The 17,528-nt window shown below is 40.8% G+C and carries 14 protein-coding genes; 10 read left to right on the forward strand and 4 right to left on the reverse strand.

Annotated features, from left to right (window positions below):
- The first annotated feature begins 212 nt into the window (after window positions 1-212).
- On the forward strand, window positions 213-947 hold the full coding sequence (locus VF06_RS32815; RefSeq protein WP_099070790.1) for an HAD family hydrolase: 735 nt from the start codon (window positions 213-215) through the stop codon (window positions 945-947).
- Between the two features lie 231 nt (window positions 948-1,178).
- Window positions 1,179-1,769 (forward strand): Uma2 family endonuclease, encoded by a 591-nt coding sequence (locus VF06_RS32820; RefSeq protein ID WP_099070791.1) that lies wholly within the window; start codon window positions 1,179-1,181, stop codon window positions 1,767-1,769.
- A 497-nt stretch (window positions 1,770-2,266) separates the two neighbouring features.
- On the opposite strand, the gene VF06_RS32830 is transcribed toward VF06_RS32820, so the two are convergent.
- Window positions 2,267-3,283 (reverse strand): sulfate/molybdate ABC transporter ATP-binding protein, encoded by a 1,017-nt coding sequence (locus VF06_RS32830; protein WP_099070792.1) that lies wholly within the window; start codon window positions 3,281-3,283, stop codon window positions 2,267-2,269.
- 315 nt (window positions 3,284-3,598) lie between these two features.
- Here VF06_RS32830 and VF06_RS32835 point away from each other — a divergent pair, with 315 nt between their 5' ends.
- The 5 genes from VF06_RS32835 (at window position 3,599) to VF06_RS32855 (ending at window position 8,000) form a co-directional block, all read left to right on the forward strand.
- On the forward strand, window positions 3,599-4,000 hold the full coding sequence (locus tag VF06_RS32835) for a hypothetical protein (RefSeq protein WP_099070793.1): 402 nt from the start codon (window positions 3,599-3,601) through the stop codon (window positions 3,998-4,000).
- 105 nt (window positions 4,001-4,105) lie between these two features.
- The gene (locus VF06_RS32840) at window positions 4,106-4,798 is read left to right on the forward strand and encodes a hypothetical protein (RefSeq protein ID WP_099076619.1); all 693 of its coding nucleotides are present in this window, start codon (window positions 4,106-4,108) and stop codon (window positions 4,796-4,798) included.
- The gene (locus VF06_RS32845; RefSeq protein ID WP_099070795.1) at window positions 4,770-5,003 is read left to right on the forward strand and encodes a hypothetical protein; all 234 of its coding nucleotides are present in this window, start codon (window positions 4,770-4,772) and stop codon (window positions 5,001-5,003) included. The genes VF06_RS32840 and VF06_RS32845 overlap by 29 nt, the downstream gene beginning before the upstream one ends.
- A gap of 323 nt (window positions 5,004-5,326) precedes the next feature.
- Window positions 5,327-6,547, forward strand: coding sequence for a geranylgeranyl reductase (chlP, locus tag VF06_RS32850; RefSeq protein ID WP_099070796.1), 1,221 nt, complete (start codon window positions 5,327-5,329; stop codon window positions 6,545-6,547).
- Between the two features lie 748 nt (window positions 6,548-7,295).
- The gene (locus VF06_RS32855; RefSeq protein ID WP_099070797.1) at window positions 7,296-8,000 is read left to right on the forward strand and encodes a choice-of-anchor K domain-containing protein; all 705 of its coding nucleotides are present in this window, start codon (window positions 7,296-7,298) and stop codon (window positions 7,998-8,000) included.
- Between the two features lie 181 nt (window positions 8,001-8,181).
- Here the strand turns inward: VF06_RS32855 and VF06_RS32860 are convergent, their stop codons facing one another.
- Window positions 8,182-9,306, reverse strand: coding sequence for a site-2 protease family protein (locus VF06_RS32860; protein ID WP_099070798.1), 1,125 nt, complete (start codon window positions 9,304-9,306; stop codon window positions 8,182-8,184).
- Window positions 9,307-10,002: 696 nt separating this feature from the next.
- Here VF06_RS32860 and VF06_RS32865 point away from each other — a divergent pair.
- On the forward strand, window positions 10,003-11,502 hold the full coding sequence (locus VF06_RS32865) for a TrbI/VirB10 family protein (RefSeq protein ID WP_099070799.1): 1,500 nt from the start codon (window positions 10,003-10,005) through the stop codon (window positions 11,500-11,502).
- A gap of 48 nt (window positions 11,503-11,550) precedes the next feature.
- Window positions 11,551-12,378, forward strand: a complete 828-nt coding sequence (locus tag VF06_RS32870) for a CDP-diacylglycerol diphosphatase (protein ID WP_099070800.1) — start codon at window positions 11,551-11,553, stop codon at window positions 12,376-12,378.
- Between the two features lie 394 nt (window positions 12,379-12,772).
- Here the strand turns inward: VF06_RS32870 and VF06_RS32875 are convergent, their stop codons facing one another.
- Window positions 12,773-13,561 (reverse strand): phosphorylase family protein, encoded by a 789-nt coding sequence (locus VF06_RS32875; protein ID WP_099070801.1) that lies wholly within the window; start codon window positions 13,559-13,561, stop codon window positions 12,773-12,775.
- Window positions 13,554-14,408, reverse strand: coding sequence for a ferritin-like domain-containing protein (locus tag VF06_RS32880; RefSeq protein WP_099070802.1), 855 nt, complete (start codon window positions 14,406-14,408; stop codon window positions 13,554-13,556). Before VF06_RS32880 ends, VF06_RS32875 begins: the two co-directional genes overlap by 8 nt.
- 349 nt (window positions 14,409-14,757) lie before the next feature.
- On the opposite strand from VF06_RS32880, the gene VF06_RS32885 reads away from it, so the two are divergent.
- On the forward strand, window positions 14,758-17,460 hold the full coding sequence (locus VF06_RS32885; protein ID WP_099070803.1) for an efflux RND transporter permease subunit: 2,703 nt from the start codon (window positions 14,758-14,760) through the stop codon (window positions 17,458-17,460).
- Window positions 17,461-17,528 lie beyond the last annotated feature (68 nt).

Here is a 17,528-nt window from a genome sequence, read left to right on the forward strand (position 1 = left end):
GGAGTTAGGAGTTAGGAGTTAGGAGTTAGGAGGTATGAGTTATGATAGCTCATGTCTAATGTGAATTGAGAGGCAAGAAGTTTCAAATTTCAATATATGAATTTCATGCCTTGTTTATACAATGCTATATTTTTGAATTCAGATCAATCCTAATTCCTAACTCCTACTTCCTAACTCTTAACTTTTAAATAAACTAAGTGGGGTGAAATATTTTGATCGCTATTAAATGTAGAAACGTCACTTTTTATAATGTTCAAGCGATTTTGTTTGATAAGAATGGTACTCTAGAAGATTCAGAAACGTTCTTGCGATCGCTCGCACAAAAGGCAGCGAGATTAATAGACGCTCAATTTCCCGGTATCGGGGAACCACTATTAATGGCATTTGGGGTCAATGGCAATATCCTTGACCCAGCAGGTATAGTGTCAGTGGCGAGTCGCCGGGAAACAGAAATTGCTACTGCGGCCTACATTGCCGAAACTGGAAAGGGATGGTTTGAATCTTTAAAAATAGCTCGTCAAGCTTTAGATGAAGCAGAAAAATACGTTGGACAAACTCCTTCACCGCTGTTTGTGGGCAGTTTGGAAATATTAAAATATCTACATGAAGCTGGTATCAAACTTGGTATACTCTCAGCAGCAACAAATGATGAAGTAAAACAGTTCGTAGCTCATCACCAATTAAGTGATTATATCCAGCTAGAAATGGGAGTCGATGAAGGGCCGAGTAAACCAGACCCAGTTTTATTTTTGCAAGCTTGTCAAGCTTTAGGAGTCCAACCAAGCGCTACGTTGATGGTGGGTGATTCCGTTGGTGATATGCAAATGGCGCGTGATGCCAAAGCAGCAGGCTGTATTGGAATCACTTGGGTGGGTAATTTAGATAACGTTAAAGGTGCAGATGTGGTGATTAATCAACTCGATGAAATTCAAATTTTAGAACAGTAAGAATTCAGAATTCTGAATTCAGAAGCTTTTTATAGCCAAGTTAAGGATGGTAGAATTTACGAAAAAAACTTTTCAAACTTTTATTCCTCTGTTTCCTCTGCGTTCTCTGTGGTTCGATTTATGGATGAAGTATTCTGTATTCTGACTCCTGTTAAATCAGCATACTCTTATTATTTTGTCAAGTTAAAAATGCTAATATACTAATTACTCTTCACAGCTGCAAAACAAGGTATGCAAAACACAGAACCGACATTGAAACTTCGCCTGTGGACAGTTGAAGAATACCACCGGATGGCTGAGGCTGGGATTTTTGGTGCAGATGAACGCGTGGAACTCCTGGAAGGAAAGATAATTTGGATGATTGCCAAAGGTACAGCTCATCGGTCAGCAGTAGGTAGAACAGATTACTTACTCAAAAATAGATTAGGCAATAGGGCTTGTGTATCTATTCAAGACCCAGTAAAGTTAAATGAACGGTCTGAACCAGAACCGGATATTGCTGTTGTGAAAGTAGATCCTCTAGACTACGCAGACCATCATCCCACCCCAAAAGAAGTTTATCTAATTATTGAAGTAGCAGATAGCAGTCTGAAATTAGACTGTGAAACTAAAGCTAAAGCATATTCTCAAGCGGGAATTATAGATTATTGGGTGTTAGATGTGGTTAGCCGCCAATTGCGCGTTTTTCGAGAACCAACTCAAGATGGCTATCAAAGTGAAGTGATTTTAGAAGAAAATGCGACTATTTCGCCCCTAGAATTTCCAGATTTAAGTATTGCAGTTTTGGAAATGTTGCCCCCTATTATTAGACTTCTTGCATAAGTCGGGAAAAGGGTAACGGGAAAGGGGGAAAGGTTTTGTATTTAATGCCCAATGCCTTATTTTAAAGCTAGGTATAATAAATTAATTATTTTAGACCCCAGAAAAATCAATACGGTTCGGTTAAAGGGGAAAGGGGAAAGGAGAAAGGGGAAAGGTTTCAAATACATCCAAATCCCCTTACCCCTTAACCTTTTCCCAGACCACAAGGGAAGTTCATACTGCTTATCCGAACCGTATTGCCAGACAAATAACCGTGAAATTCAGCTATTAGCCTGGGGTTTTGAGCGTTATGGCAGTTGAAACTGTTCGTAATATTATGTCCGCCTAATCACTTATCAAAAAAATTCTTTGCGTAAGAGTGTCCCCACTTCGCCGCGTCAATCCTAATGATAAGTCTTCAACCGGACATGATATAAAATCCCAACACCAAGAGACTTTCGCAAGCCTGTTGCCTATTGCCTATTTCCTATTGACTGCCATAACAAACTGGCGAAATTCTAAATTGAATAAGACACTGGAAAGGACTTGGCATCCTTTGGCTTTACATATACCCGCTGTTTTGGCTCTAACTGTAATTGATTATAGCGATCGCGTGTTAAATGCGCCGTCACTACTTGCCCGTCATCGCAAGTTAATTCTACCTGAATTTCCCAACCCAAATGTATCAAGCGACTTACTATAGCAGGTGTAGTGGCACCGTTAGCAGTGGTTTCTAAAATCACGTCTTGGGGACGCAAAAATACTTGGGGATGGAGTGTATCAAATCCACTACTTTGAAAAATCCTGGAATTGCTAGGCAATACATTTACCGGGCCGATGAAGCTCATTACAAATGCAGTGGCAGGATTATCATAAATTTCTGCTGGTGTTCCCACCTGTTCCACTCGCCCTTTATTCATCACCACAACTTCATCGGAGACTTCCATTGCTTCCTCTTGGTCGTGGGTCACAAAAACCGTGGTAACGTGTACTTCATCGTGGAGGTTGCGTAACCACGCCCGTAAATCTTTGCGGACTTTAGCGTCAAGTGCGCCGAAGGGTTCATCCAGTAATAAAACTTCCGGTTCTACAGCCAGTGACCTAGCTAAGGCTACCCGTTGTCTTTGACCCCCAGACAGTTGTGATGGATAGCGATCGCCTAATCCAGTTAATTGTACTAATTCTAGTAACTGTTCTACACGCCCTTTAATCTTCTTCGGGTTGGCTTTGCGAATTTCTAACCCAAAAGCAATATTCTGCCTCACAGTCAAATGCTTGAATAAAGCATAGTGCTGAAAAACAAATCCAATATTTCGCTCTTGCACAGTTTGATATGTCGCATCCTTGCCGGTTAGCAGGATTTTCCCACTATCTGGCATTTCTAAACCTGCTATTAACCGCAACAGAGTAGATTTACCAGATCCCGATGGCCCAAGCAACGCAACTAGCGAACCACTCTTAATTTCCAAACTGACTTGATCTACTGCCTTGAAACTCCCGAATTGCTTGGAGACGTTCTCAACTACAATGCCCACTGCCGTTGTACCTCTGCAACTAAATCTACAGTTCCTTGCTAGGGTTACTGTGTCTTACATATACCATACATAATTATTTTTGGATGAATAAGATTTAGCTCTGATAAGTCCTGGTGCGATCGAGAAAACTAAACTCAGTAGCACACCTACCTCGATCCCATCCCTAAAAGGCGATGTGATGAAAGCACTCACTATTGACTGTTGACGGTTAACGCTCTCAAAAGCGTTTCTCATCTTTAGAAGGAATGGGTTTAAAAGACATGTTTTGATTAAATTAGGATATTAAAGGATATCAAACTGTGAGGAGCCTGGGGATTGAAAAAGTTCCCTAACCTGTTTCCCAAAGATTTGCCAAGAACCATCCAAAGATCGCGGCTTGTTTTCAAGCAAGGAAAGTGGCGAGAGGTAAGATCGAAAGGAGAAGAACGCACTGCATCAGGAATCTATAATTTTGTTGTTACTTTAGAAGGAATAGTGTTCATTCATAGAGTTAGTACGACGGTTGGAGATAAACGAATTGGTCATATAGATTTAGCAATGGGAAGGGATGTAAAATACGCTGGTCAAATCTACTTTTCAGGACGCAATAACAGAGGCATTCTTCGTAAGTGGACTAACGAGTCAGGACATTATCAGCCTTCTCCTGAGTTTATGAACAACGCAGGCTTACCCGAAGCATTTTTTGAGGCTGGTAGCTTTAAAAGCTTGAAATCGTGATTAAGACACAATAGTCTATGCAAGGATAAATAAAACATTGCAAGTGACATCAGCACTGACTTAAGTCGGATCGAAAACGTCATCAAATATCAATCTACAAAAAATATGACTAACCGATTTATGACTGATATAAATTTTGAAGATTATAAGGCTTTACAACGGAGGCTGATGAGTTTAGGGGAAGAAGCTCAGTTCGATGAGATAAACGCCATTTTAGCTCGAAATTTTGTCATAGGTCTCAAGTTAGCTAATGCCGTACTCAAGAACAAAAGATACTTTGAGCTTTTGTTTGACCAAGGACTAGAGAAAGCAAATGCTAGTGACATAGAACTTTGGCTAAAGTATTTACTCCCACGTCTTGGCTTCCGTCGAGTTATAGCTATCCTTTCTCACAAATTATCAGAAAACCCTGAGTCAGTAAATAAAGCTTCATATTGGTTGCCTAAGTTTCTACCAAAAGATAATAAGCAAGCTGTAATTTTGCTCAGAGAGCTTTTAAAAAAGCAAAAGCAGCTAGAGAGTGAAAATGACAAAGCTGTTAGACCTTTAGCAGAAGTTGATGATTTAATTTTTAGAATTAAGAGTACAGGTGAATATGCAGTTTTTGGCGGACATCTATTGGATAGTAAAGGTTCTAAAATCAGGGCTAAAATTCTGAATCCAAATCCCAAAGACTTATATCTAACAGGTGGAGATAGACTAGTATCGCTGAGTGAAATAGAGATTATTGACCCGGTTAGGGAAAGATTGTTTGAATCAGGAGAAACGAATGTTAGGTGGAGAGTACAAAGCTATTAGTCCTTCTGGGCAAGTTTACAAGTTGATTTTGAAAATCAAGGCTACAGGTGAATATGCAGTTTTTGGTGGATATCAATTAGGTAGTCAAGGTTCTAAAATAATTGTTGAAATTCTCAATCCAGAAGACTTGTATCCAACTGGTGGAATTAGGGAAGTATCACCTAGCGAAATAGAGATTCTTGACCCACAACCTTACAACGATTAGCATTAGTCCGGTTGTTTTACTTATCGCTTTTGGGTCAGGAACTTCAAAAATAAATATTCCAGCGTTTGTAGCCAATAGTCTACAAGTGCGTTGGTCAGTTCTGGCGATTTTAAGCAACTGTTGTTCATCATTGACCAACTTCAAACGGCTGTTTTGATTTTTTGGAGTTCCCTAAAGCAAATTTTGGATTAACAATTTCGCTTTTTGTATCAAAAAGTTAAGGAATATTGCATTTCAGTCAAAACCTGGAGGTAAAGCGGCAAATCAGCCGAAAGACCGTGGTAGTATGCTCTCGGTAAATGTGAAGATTGGGAGAAAGACCTTTGACACTACGGGTTGCTGTTATTGGGTCAGGCCCTGCTGGTTCTTCTGCCGCTGAAACATTGGCTTCATCTGGGATTGAAACCTACCTGTTTGAGCGGAAGCTAGACAATGCAAAGCCTTGTGGGGGCGCTATTCCCCTGTGTATGGTGGATGAATTTGACTTACCACCAGAGATTATCGATCGCCGCGTGCGGAAGATGAAAATGATTTCCCCTTCCAACCGCGAAGTTGATATCAATTTGGTAAATGAAGAAGAATACATAGGAATGTGCCGCCGGGAAGTCCTAGATGGCTTTTTGCGGAATCGTGCGGCAAAACTAGGTGCAAATTTAATTAATGCCACTGTTCATAAACTCGATATACCAGCAAACAATACCGAACCCTACACCATCCATTACGTTGACCATACGGAAACTGGTGCAGAAGGTGTTGCCAAAACCCTGAAAGTGGATTTGATTATTGGCGCTGATGGGGCAAATTCGCGGGTTGCCAAAGAAATGGGTGCCGGGGATTATAATTATGCGATCGCTTTCCAAGAGCGAATTCGCTTACCCGAAGACAAAATGGCATACTACAACGACCTGGCGGAAATGTATGTCGGTAATGATGTTTCCACAGACTTCTACGCTTGGGTTTTCCCCAAATATGACCACGTAGCTGTCGGTACTGGCACAATGCACGTTAACAAAGCCAGCATCAAACAGTTACAAGCTGGTATTCGCGCCCGTGCTTCTGAGAAACTAGCAGGCGGTAAAATCATCAAAGTAGAAGCCCACCCCATTCCCGAACATCCCCGTCCCCGTCGTGTTGTCGGTCGCATCGCTTTAGTGGGAGACGCTGCTGGTTACGTTACCAAGTCATCTGGCGAAGGTATTTATTTCGCTGCTAAATCTGGGCGGATGTGTGCCCAAACCATTGTCGAAGTATCTAACAATGGAAACCGCATTCCCACAGAAGATGACCTCAAGATTTACTTGAAGCGTTGGGATAAAAAATACGGACTCACTTACAAAGTCCTGGACATTCTACAAACCGTCTTCTACCGTTCCGACGCCACCCGCGAAGCCTTTGTGGAAATGTGCGATGACCTGGATGTACAGCGGCTAACATTTGATAGCTATCTCTATAAAACCGTTGTTCCGGCTAATCCCATCACCCAATTAAAAATTACCGCCAAAACTATTGCTAGCTTACTTCGCGGTAATGCCCTTGCGCCATAAGTGAACTCCAAAAATTGAAGAAGAATACAGAATTCAGAATTCAGAATTCAGAATCAAGACGCTCTCTACGAGACGCTACGCGTAGCTTGCTTAAGAGCAGGGGTACGCGGACACGGCTTAGCTGCGCTATCAGTGGGGGATTCCGACCCGCCATTGATTGTTCGCGTAGCGTCTCCCCTTGGGAGAAGACCACCAAATTTTCAATTTGGTGGGGGTCTTAAACCCACTTATTCATCCGCCAGTCGTACAAAAAACATTGCTGAATTCTGACGACTGACGCCTTTATTCTGTTTTGATAAATTATTCCGGTTAAAGTGTTGACTGTTGACTGTTGACTGTGAACAGTCTTCTACGGAATATTTTTTTAGTTGGAAGTCCCTAAGTTAATTCACAAATTGAGAATTCCAAAATTAGGAGCAAAATATTCGTAATTCAAAATTATGAATATTTTGCTCCTCTGTTATTATTAAATCTCATGCTAACTTGATATTAAATTGATAAGTGCTATTATAGTGAATTTGGTTTCTGGTTATAAGGTATACGATGGAAATCAGAAAGTAAACAAATATTTGCAAAACTCATAAAGTAGGTTTGATAAATATAAATTACTCAACAAGATTCAAAAAAAAACATATAAACACTTCATGAAAACTACAAAAAGATATTGGCACATTTTGCGTAAATTTACTACGGTAGACTGGAGACTTACTTGAGAGCAGCTCCAGGGTGAGAATTGAAACCTAAATTTATGAAGCAAAGTTTAGTTGTTGCAACTGCCGTATCCAGTTTTTTTGTGACTGCGACCACAGCGTTCGGCTTTTCTGGTCAAGCACAAGCTTTTTCTTTTTCTGGTATTTCCAATGGTACATGGGGAGTACCAACTCCAGGAAGCCTTGATACCAACCCCACGTTTACAGGTGTGGGAACCAATACATTTACTTGGGGTGAAGCTTCTGCACCATCAACACTTCCAAATAAACTGATTTTTGATGGAAGTTCCTTTTCAGGAAACACTGACTCTGCATTTAAAATAGGGGAGTTGAAGTACTTTAACGAAACAGTACTCAAAGGCACAAGCGTGGAATTTGTACCTTTAAATCTCAATCTATCCCTCAGTTCTCCCGTGGGAATCAACCAAGCTTTTGACTTCGACTTTCGTTTGGTAAATACACCGAATATCGCAACAAACCCGCCGGAAGCAAATGCGGATTTTGTATTTCTAGACACGAACTTAAGTTACAAAACTTTCACCTTTGCAGGTGATAAATACACACTTGAACTCACCGGCTTTAATCCAGATGTTCCTCAGTTCAGTATTCAAGCACTTGAAGGAGGTACAACTACAACATCTGTTTATGCCAGAATTAAAACAATACCAGAACCTACAACAATAGTGGGTCTATCTTTGCTCGGAATATATTTGATATCTCGGAGAAAATCCTTTAATTTTTGAAATTATCTACTTTGCAATTGCCAAAAAAATTCTTTAGGGAATTGTTTTTTGTGATTTTTGTAGACTTTTTACCAAGTAAATAGTTACTTGTGATATCAAAGTCAAAATTGCCATACAATTCACAAAAAAAGTCCCTCAGAAATTCTGAGGGAGGTTGAAGAGAGAATGTTTTTAAACAAGACTATGCAGGGTTAGGTTGGGTTTCGCTTTGCAACAGTCGGATAATTGCAGATTTTTCTAAGATTCCCACCAGCACACCGTTTTCACGAATTACAGGAAGCACAGAGATTTTTTGTTGTTCGAGGAGTTGGATAACTTCTACTAGAGGTTGATGTGATTGGACTGTGGTTGATTCTGCAATTGGTCGCATGACTTGTTTAACTTGAGTTTCTGACCACAGTGCTGTAGGAATGGTTCGTAAATTATCAGTTGCGATCGCACCTACTAATTGTCCTTCATCATCAGTCACTAAATACCGATGCCAATTTTGTCCGCTTACAAGCGCTTCATCAGCAAACTCTCTTAAGGTGGAATTAGCAGATACAATCGGGCTATCAGCAGTTACAGCATCTTCAGCAGTTAAACCTGTGAGTTTTTCTTGGACTCTGGCAAATTGAGCCGCATTCCCAGCATTTTGCAACAAGAAGAAACCAACTAACAAGTTCCAGAAGTTAGCAAAACTACCGAATAATAGTAGGGGAAGTATACCGGAAAGAACTGCTACCCAACCAAAGATTTGACCAACTGCACTGGCAAAAGTTACACCTTTATAAGGATTGCCTGTGATTTTCCAAACAATAGCTTTGAGGATATTACCACCATCCAAAGGCAAGCCAGGAATTAAATTGAACAGCGCTAATGCCAAATTAACAGCAGCCAAAACACCGAGAATTGCAGCTAGCGGCCCCGATACAGAGGTAGTAACACCGATTGCTGTGACGATACCGAAGAGTAGTAAGCTAACTAATGGGCCAGCGATCGCCACCCAAAAAGCTTCGCCTGGAGTTTTCGATTCTTTTTCTAAACTTGCCAAACCACCAAATATAAACAATGTGATGGATTTGACATCAATTCCCTGACGGATAGCAACAAAACTGTGTCCGAGTTCATGGGCGACGACAGAGGCGAACAACATCAGCGCTGTCATCAATCCCAATACTAAAGCTAATCCCGCAGATAATTGGGGAAATTGCGCCGCCAGTCCACTGCTATAGCTCCAAGTTACCAAACCCAGAACTAAAAACCACGATGGATGGATGTAGAAGGGAATTCCGAAGAGATTACCAACGCGAATTGTGCCATTCATGTCGTTCACCTTTAATTTCAACTGCGAGAGGTTTACTTTTCTCTCGATGTCTTTAGTGTAACGAAATGTTAAGGCGTTTTAATCTTTGCAATAGTAGTGTTGTCCGTCCGTAGAGGTGCGGTTATTAGGAATCTGTTAATTATGGGACTTAGGCAACATCAGTATTATCATTGCGATGCAAACGCAGTGTAGGGAAGCAAGTTAGTACGCTATCGCTTGTAATGAGTAAATTACCTTATTTTTGCGTAACTCCTGGATTTCCCCCGTAGTTAAAATTTTTCAAATGCACTGTAGCAAGCGCAAAAAATATCATTCCTATCAGTCCTGCAATTGTTACTGTCGAATTAATCACAGAATTGGTATATAGCAGTCGAACCATAGTTGAGGACATAAATTGACAGTCAAACCCAGACACCAAGAAACTTTCTTTCCCTCTTGGCTATTTCCTGCTATAAGTCCTACCTCATAACGTGAAATGGGATTAAATAGATATATTTGAGACGTAACTAAGAACCTTACGTCTAAAAATATGGTTACTACAATTCATTTTTTAATCTAATATTTGTAAGTATAAACTAAATAGAAATCATTATTTTTTTGAGCAAGTGTTTTTCAAAAAAAGCATAGATTAAAGTTATTCGAGTAATAAAAAATTGCTTGAAAAATACAAGTTGCTGTTTATCTTAGTGCCATTATATGGACTCTAATTCATTTTCTTCAGAAGATGCTTCGGAATTTGAATCAAAAATGGCAAAATTAGTTGGACTTGAAGAAGAAAACACTATTGATATTGGAGGAATTCCAGAAGATTCAGTTGCCTTGCAATTAGAATCTCCAGAATTAGAAACAGTTGTAACTAATGAACCGTTTTCATCTAATCCCTTTGCTAAGTTGGGCTTAGTAGGTGGTGTGACTTTAGTGATAGTTATGTTAGTTGGTGGCTTTTTATCACACTTAATCAGTTACAAAAATCAAAAGCCAAGAACTAAGACAGTTGACTTAGTAATTCCATCACCACCAATTCCATCTCGCGAAGAAAGTTTAGAGGAAGAAATAGAGACCCTCAAAACTAAATTAGCCCTTGCAGAACAAGCACAGACAATAATAAAAGCTCAACAAAACCTGAGAATTGCAGCAACACCTGTTTCTAAAGTTAAAGTTGAGCAAAGTAAATATTCAACTGCTTCTAAAGCCAGAATATCAACGCCTGTACGAACAGTTTATGTGCCTAGAACAGTGATAATTGCACGCCCAATTCAAAACCCCCACTCTCAACGAGTAACTCCTCCACAAAACTCTACAGCTGCTTTACCACAAGTACTTCCATCTTCCGTGGCGAACTCAGATACTAAACCATCCCCACCCGACCTTCTCCAGCAATGGGCTAACTTAGCAAAATTTGGTAGTTACGGTGAAGTTTATCTTACTCCTCAATTTGGTGTTAATTCCACCAATACTCAATCGGAAAATACCAATTTAGCCTCACAATTAAATAACCATAATAGTAACTCTAACTCAAGCCAACAATTACAAAAACGAAAATTTATCAAGGTAGGTAGCACTGCTAAAGGTGTGATAGCAACAGCTATATTTGCAGAGACTAATAATTCAAGCAATAGTCAAAAAAAAGAAGTGGAAAATGTATTTATTGTGCGTCTACAAGAACCATTAAAAGCCACAGATGGCACAATAGCTTTACCTGAGAATATCGAATTATTAACTAAAATAAACTCTATTTCTGAACAAGGATTGTTATATTTAAGTGCAGTCAAATTTATCTCTTTTCGCAATAGTGAATTAATAGAAACAAACTTACCTAATAATGCAATTATGATTCATAGTATTCAAGGTAAACCTCTCATAGCAAGTAAATATTCCAATTTAACTTCATCCATAGCATCAATGGATGCGGGATTGTTCGTGATGGCAGGTATTAACAAAGCCGCAGAGTTACTGAATCGGAGCGATACTACATATCAATATCGTGATATTAATAATAATCCTCAAACACTTACTAATTACAACAAACGCAACATTGCAGCAGGAATTCTAGAAGGTGGTTTTAATTATCTAGTTCCCCAAATTGCACAACGCAATCAACAAGCAATTACCCAAATGCTACAAAAAACTAACATTTGGTTTTTGCCAGCAGGTAAAGAAGTGGAAATATACGTCAATCATACAGTGCAATTTTAGAAGACACCTAAAATTTAGATCGTAGTAAATACAAAAAAAGGAAAAATTATGAATTTCAATTTATTCTTTAAATTAAATATTTTCACAAATAAACGTATTTTTAGTAATAATTTTTTCAAAATAAATTATTTAATTTTGATATTGTTAGTTTCTCTCAATGAACTGAGCTTTATTAATATTTTCAGGTCACAAACATTAGCTCAAAGTGATAGAGATTTTCTTTGGCAAAAAGTTCAGCAATGTGTCGCCAATCAGCAGGGTCAGCCTCCCAAACCAGACCCATGTCTGTATGTCGATCTCAACAAAAGGTATGTTGTGGCAAATGGCAGTAACCCAGTTGAATACTTATTACTGCCAACTGATAAAATTGAAGGTATAGAAGACCCTAATATATCGCGGTCAAACTCAATACCTTATTGGCAGTATGCGTGGGAAGAAGCCCGAAAATATGTACCTACAAAAAAACCGCAGGTACAATATCGAAATCAATATGGATTAGCAATTAATTCACAACAAGCTCGGAATCAAGATCAATTACACATTCATATGTCTTGTATTAAGCAAAGCGTGAGTATGCAGCTTGAGACAGATGACAATCAAATTCCCAATGGAAATTTTAACAATTTTATTTTGACACTTGAAAATAATCAATATAATATCATGAAGTTAGATAATGATTCACTAACTAATAATAATAACCCTTTCTACCTTGTAAATAGATCCTTAGCCTCCTCACAAAAGATGGCTGACCAAAGTATTGCTGTAGTGGGAAGAAGAAGGGGGGGATATTATATTGTCAATACTGAAAGTGACGCTACCAAAGGGTACAAAGCTGCTGCTGAAAAGTTACTGGACGAAGATTGTAGCACTCAATAATAGCGGTTGCAGTATCATCCTGATTCTGCAAAAAATGTTGATTCTAAGGTTAAAGGGGAAAGGGGAAAGGGGAAAGGGGAAAGGTTTCAAATACATCTTTTACCCCTTATACCATTTCACTTTATAAATGATACAAATACAAGCGTCAGGGCGTAGGCTCTGTCTTGCCGCAGGGTACAGCCGTTCGCCCCTAAAGATTATTGTATGTGTATCAATATTTTGGTGAATTGGTATTATCTCTTAACCTTTTCTCAGACCACAAGGGAAGTTCAACTACTTATCCGAACTTCAGCTATGTCGKAAATATTCAACAGTGAATTTGGTGTTATGGCAGGTAATAGACAATAGAAAAAGAAAGTCTCTTGGTGTATGGGTTTTCCTATCAATTTATGTCCTAAACAATGCTTTGACTGCTATAGCTAGAAAAGAACTGATTTGTAACTTTTTCTAAGACTTTTAATGCTGTTAACGAACCTCGAATGAGGCGAGTAGCAGCTATTGGTTGGCGAATCATTGCCATCGCTAAGGGCAAAGGACGCAGGGAACCATCAGAATCGATCGCTCCTGTAAGGTCTGGGATATCATGCTGAGAATCGTCACTGACAACTCGCAACATTGCCACAGCTACCCCAGCTGCATTGAGAAACTCTAGGGCAATAAATCCTTCCATGTCAACAACATCAACCCCCAAAGTCTTGCCCAGACGGCGTTTTTCAGCCGCAGATGAAATGACGCGATCGCTCGTCAAGGCGTTGACTAAATTTAGTGTTGACTGTTGAGTGTTGAGCGATGGGACGAATTTTCCCCTCTGCTCCCTGCCCCCTGCTCCCCTGCCCTGTTTGCCCCATGCTCCATGCCCCATGCCCAATAATGCTGTCAAAGAGCGATCGCATTGTTGTTGTTTTCCTTGATAAAGGCAATTTTGATACAACACAATATCACCAACACCGTAGCGATCGCTCAAGCTGCCACATAAACCCAAAATCAGTACCCTGGATTTGGCAGCTAGAAATTGTCCATTTTTTGAGCATTGTTGCAGGTATTGAAGTAGTGGCTTCATGCCAACAGGTATCGGTAATATTGCTGGTATGGAGCCAGTAACACCGCGTAATCCACGACACACGGCTTGATATTCTGCTCCTTGGGGCACAAGAATTGTGTCGTGGGGTAAAAAATTAAGCACTAGCGCTCTCGATATTCTGGAGTTTGCGTTTGGGTGTGAACTCAAGGATGCCCAAGGCGAGATTGGCTAGTTTGGGCAATAACTGGGGTTGCAGTAATCGGGCATCGTACTTGCTCATACGTCGCTGATTTTCTGCTAAGCAAATCTCTAAAAATTTTTTCAGTGTCAAGTCTTTGGTAAAGATGTTAGTGCCGGTGGCGGCAAAACCAGTTTTGCTGGCATCATCATTGCCAAAGACGGCAATCAAATTGCTGAGTGCCTTGCCGTAGTGCCAGAGAGTTTTGATACTCCGCAACGGAATAAATCCCTGGCCGCGTTGAATTTGTGTATAGGTAAACCAGTTGACAAAAAAGACAATATGCCGAGTCTCTTCATCTATGATGGGATCGAAAATCGTGAAGATTGACTCTGGGAAGACATTAGCTTCACGAGCGATGGCAAATAGTCCGTAGGCAAAAAAAGTATCTAAACATTCTTCAAAGCCAAAGCGGGTAAATATTGGCTCAATATTTTGGGGAACTTGAATGGGGGGACACTCTGGTATTTCGATGCCATAACGGTCAATTAATGTCTTCAACAAACGAGCGTGGCGTAATTCTTCTTGACCTTGGAGAGCGATGGTAGCTTGTAAAACGGGATCGCTTAGCGTTTGTGCGTAACCACTAACTATGGCTCCGGCTTGCCGTTCTGTATCCAGAGCTTTCTCCCAAAAGGGAATACTACGTAGGAAATTCAAAGCTGCATCGTCCAAATCTGGCCAGGGAAGATACTCAGGTTCATATTCCCTGTAGCTTTCGGTAAAGCTGCGACAGAATAATTCCTTATGCTCGACAGAACCAAGTTTCATTGTTGTTGTTACAGTTGGATTCTATGTTAGAAATTTTGTCATAATTTGAGGGGCGATCGGGGACTTCAAGTACAAAAATATTCTATAGAAGACTGTTGACCGTTAACGGTTCACAGTCAACGACCACCTGCCGATACGATGTAATTATTTGATGACAAGCTCTTGAAATTTGGCTGTAAAATACAATAACGCTACTGAGATTCAAAATAGAAATCAAAGTTAGCAAGCAACAATGTCGCACTTCCAGGTTGAAGCAAGAAGAAAATGTGAGCAATTGTTAACATTTTTGGATCGGCGATTGCTGTAGCATGGCTAAATAATTGTGTCACCCACATGACAATTTTCCAAGATGGTAAAGCTTTCTAGCTCAAAATCCGCACGAGAATTCTTTAATATCTCTAAATTAGCGATTAAATTTTCGTGGCTGACCGTGAGTTTTTGGATTGCCGTCACGGTAGCTGGTATTCTTGCTTTCAGTTCTCTCAAGTATGCATTGTTTCCAGATATTACCTTCCCAGTGGTAGTTGTGAATGCTACAGCGCCGCTAACCGCAGCGGTGGATACAGAAACCAAGCTCACTAAACCCATAGAAGAACGCCTGCGTCCTTTGGAAGGATTGGAGAATATCCGCTCATCCACGTACCCCGGTCAAACAGCCGTTGCTCTGTCTTTTGCTGTTGGTACGAATCTAGAAACATCAACCAAAGAAGTTGAAACTGCCCTCAAGCAGGTGACTCTACCCCAGGGAGCGACTTCTAAAATTATTCCTTTGAACTTGAATGAGTCAGCAGCCATTAGCTATGCCATTGAAAGTCCGACACGGAACCTCAGCGATTTGACTAAGTTGGCGAAAGATGAGATTGTCAGTGCGATCGCTAAACTCCCAGGAGTCCTGAGAGTTTCATTGCTAGGAGATGCAACTGCAACTCCTTTCGATCCATCGAAGCTCAGTGCAACGACTCTGACTCAACAAGGTTCTACCTTAGTCCGGTTCAATGGCCAAGATGCACTTGCATTTCAGGTAATCAAGCGCGGTGATGCTAACACCTTAGAAGTGGTGAGTTTAGTTGAAAAAGAAGTCCAAAGGCTGCGCTCTACACTCAAAGATGTCAAACTCACCTTGGCAGCAACTCAAGCAAAATATATCCGCCAAGCCACCCAATCCACAATCGATGCTTTAATGGAAGCCGTCGTGTTGTCAATTGTGGTAATTTTTCCTTTTTTATGGAACTGGCGGGCAACTCTCATCTCTGCCTTGGCGATTCCCACATCTTTGTTGGCAACGTTTATCGTCATGGCGATTTTTGGCTTCAACCTAGAAACCATTACCTTACTGGCTTTGGCCTTGGTTATCGGCAGTGTGATTGATGATGCAATCATTGATGTGGAAAATATTATGCGGCACATCGATGAAGGAGAGACTCCTCGCCAAGCGGCATTTTCAGCTACAGATGAAATTGGCTTAACAGTCATCGCCACCACTGCCACAGCAGTAGCAGTTTTCTTACCCATTGGTTTAATGGGTGGAGTCATCGGGCAATTCTTCAAGCCATTTGGGATCACAGTTTCAGCAGCGATGATTGCTTCCACATTGGTAGCTCGTACACTCTCACCAGCCTTGGCTACCTACTGGCTAAAACCTGCCAACCCAAATTCCCGACGACGCCAACAAGCAAACATCTGGGGGAATTTTACCCAATTTTACAGAAACTTACTCAACTGGTCTTTAAGACATCGTAAAACAGTCATCGCCTTAGCCATCCTCAGCTTTGTTGCAGGGATGGCACTGAGTTTACTAATTCCCAAAGGATTTATTCCTAAATTAGATCGCGGCGAATTTAATATCACCTACACCGCACCCTTGCCCAAAATCCCCTCAGGGGACACGGAGACACAAAGACGCGGGGACACGGGGAGTTCATTAAAAGCGTCCCCGCGTCTCCCTGTCACCGCCTCATTCCCCATCCCCAACCCCTTGAACGATTCTCTAGAGGTTGCCAAAAAACTTGAAGATGTGGTGAGAAAGTCTCCAGCTGTGGAAACAGTATTTACCACCGTTGGTTCCCGTGAAGGTGAGCCAAATAAAGGTAATCTTTATGTGAAACTCAAGGAAGACCGCAACATCAAAACTGCGGAAGTACAAGACCAATTACGTTCATCTTTGCCTAATCTTCCTGGTGTAACTACCAGTGTGGAAGATATCCAATTTGTTGATACTGGCGGACAAAAACCCCTACAGGTATCACTGCGAGGCGATAACCTGCAAGCCCTCAACAAAGCAGCCCAGGCAATTAAAGAACGCATCGAAAAATTACCTGGATTTGCTGATGTAACGGTATCAAGTGAAACAAATTCCCAAGGTACGGTTTTTCAAATTGAGCGGCTGAATAATCAAAGAGTAGCCTACATCAGTGCGAATTTGGGCAAAGATTTGTCTTTAGGTAAGGCTACAGACCAAATAGTAGCAGAAGCCAAAGCAGTGTTACCTGCTGATGTCACTTTAGACTTGGGAGGAGATTCTGCCCGCCAAAGTGAAGTGTTTGCTAGTTTTGGCAGTACTTTGGTATTATCAGCACTCTGCATTGTTGTGGTACTGATTTTGCTTTTTAAAAGCTGGATAGACCCATTAGTAATTGGTGTTTCTTTGCCCTTGTCAATTGTCGGCGCGATGCTGTCGTTACTATTTACTAAAAGTGACTTTGGCATGATCTCGCTGATTGGCTTTGTGTTTTTGTTAGGTTTAGCAAACAAAAATGCCATCTTACTGGTAGATTACATCAATCAACTCCGCCAATCTGGTGTAGACCGCACAGAAGCAATCCTCAAGGCAGGGCCAGTACGCCTGAGACCAATTATGATGACTACTGCTTCTACGCTTTTAGGGATGCTACCCATCGCCTTGGGTCTTGGTGCTGGTTCCGAATTGCGATCGCCAATGGCCGTAGCCATCGCCGGTGGACTGATCACATCAACGATCCTCAGTTTGATTGTTGTCCCGGTGGTTTACACGATTTTGGATGATTGGTTTCCCCGCAAGAAATTTGAGATTTGAGGTTTTTGAATGGCGGTGACTTCTGTATCCAAAATTCCAAACAGGGGAATTCCAAATTGATAAATCCA

It is taken from the genome of Nostoc linckia z4 (genome assembly GCF_002608075.1).
GTDB lineage: Bacteria > Cyanobacteriota > Cyanobacteriia > Cyanobacteriales > Nostocaceae > Nostoc > Nostoc linckia.

Coding starts and splice junctions, on each gene's coding strand:
- VF06_RS32865 (WP_099070799.1), top strand. CDS start 10,003: ATGGACTCTAATTCATTTTCTTCAGAAGATGCTTCGGAATTTGAATCA.
- VF06_RS32860 (WP_099070798.1), bottom strand. CDS start 9,306: ATGAATGGCACAATTCGCGTTGGTAATCTCTTCGGAATTCCCTTCTAC.
- VF06_RS32880 (WP_099070802.1), bottom strand. CDS start 14,408: ATGAAACTTGGTTCTGTCGAGCATAAGGAATTATTCTGTCGCAGCTTT.
- VF06_RS32820 (WP_099070791.1), top strand. CDS start 1,179: ATGCAAAACACAGAACCGACATTGAAACTTCGCCTGTGGACAGTTGAA.
- VF06_RS32885 (WP_099070803.1), top strand. CDS start 14,758: ATGGTAAAGCTTTCTAGCTCAAAATCCGCACGAGAATTCTTTAATATC.
- VF06_RS32840 (WP_099076619.1), top strand. CDS start 4,106: ATGACTAACCGATTTATGACTGATATAAATTTTGAAGATTATAAGGCT.
- VF06_RS32870 (WP_099070800.1), top strand. CDS start 11,551: ATGAATTTCAATTTATTCTTTAAATTAAATATTTTCACAAATAAACGT.
- VF06_RS32855 (WP_099070797.1), top strand. CDS start 7,296: ATGAAGCAAAGTTTAGTTGTTGCAACTGCCGTATCCAGTTTTTTTGTG.
- VF06_RS32845 (WP_099070795.1), top strand. CDS start 4,770: ATGTTAGGTGGAGAGTACAAAGCTATTAGTCCTTCTGGGCAAGTTTAC.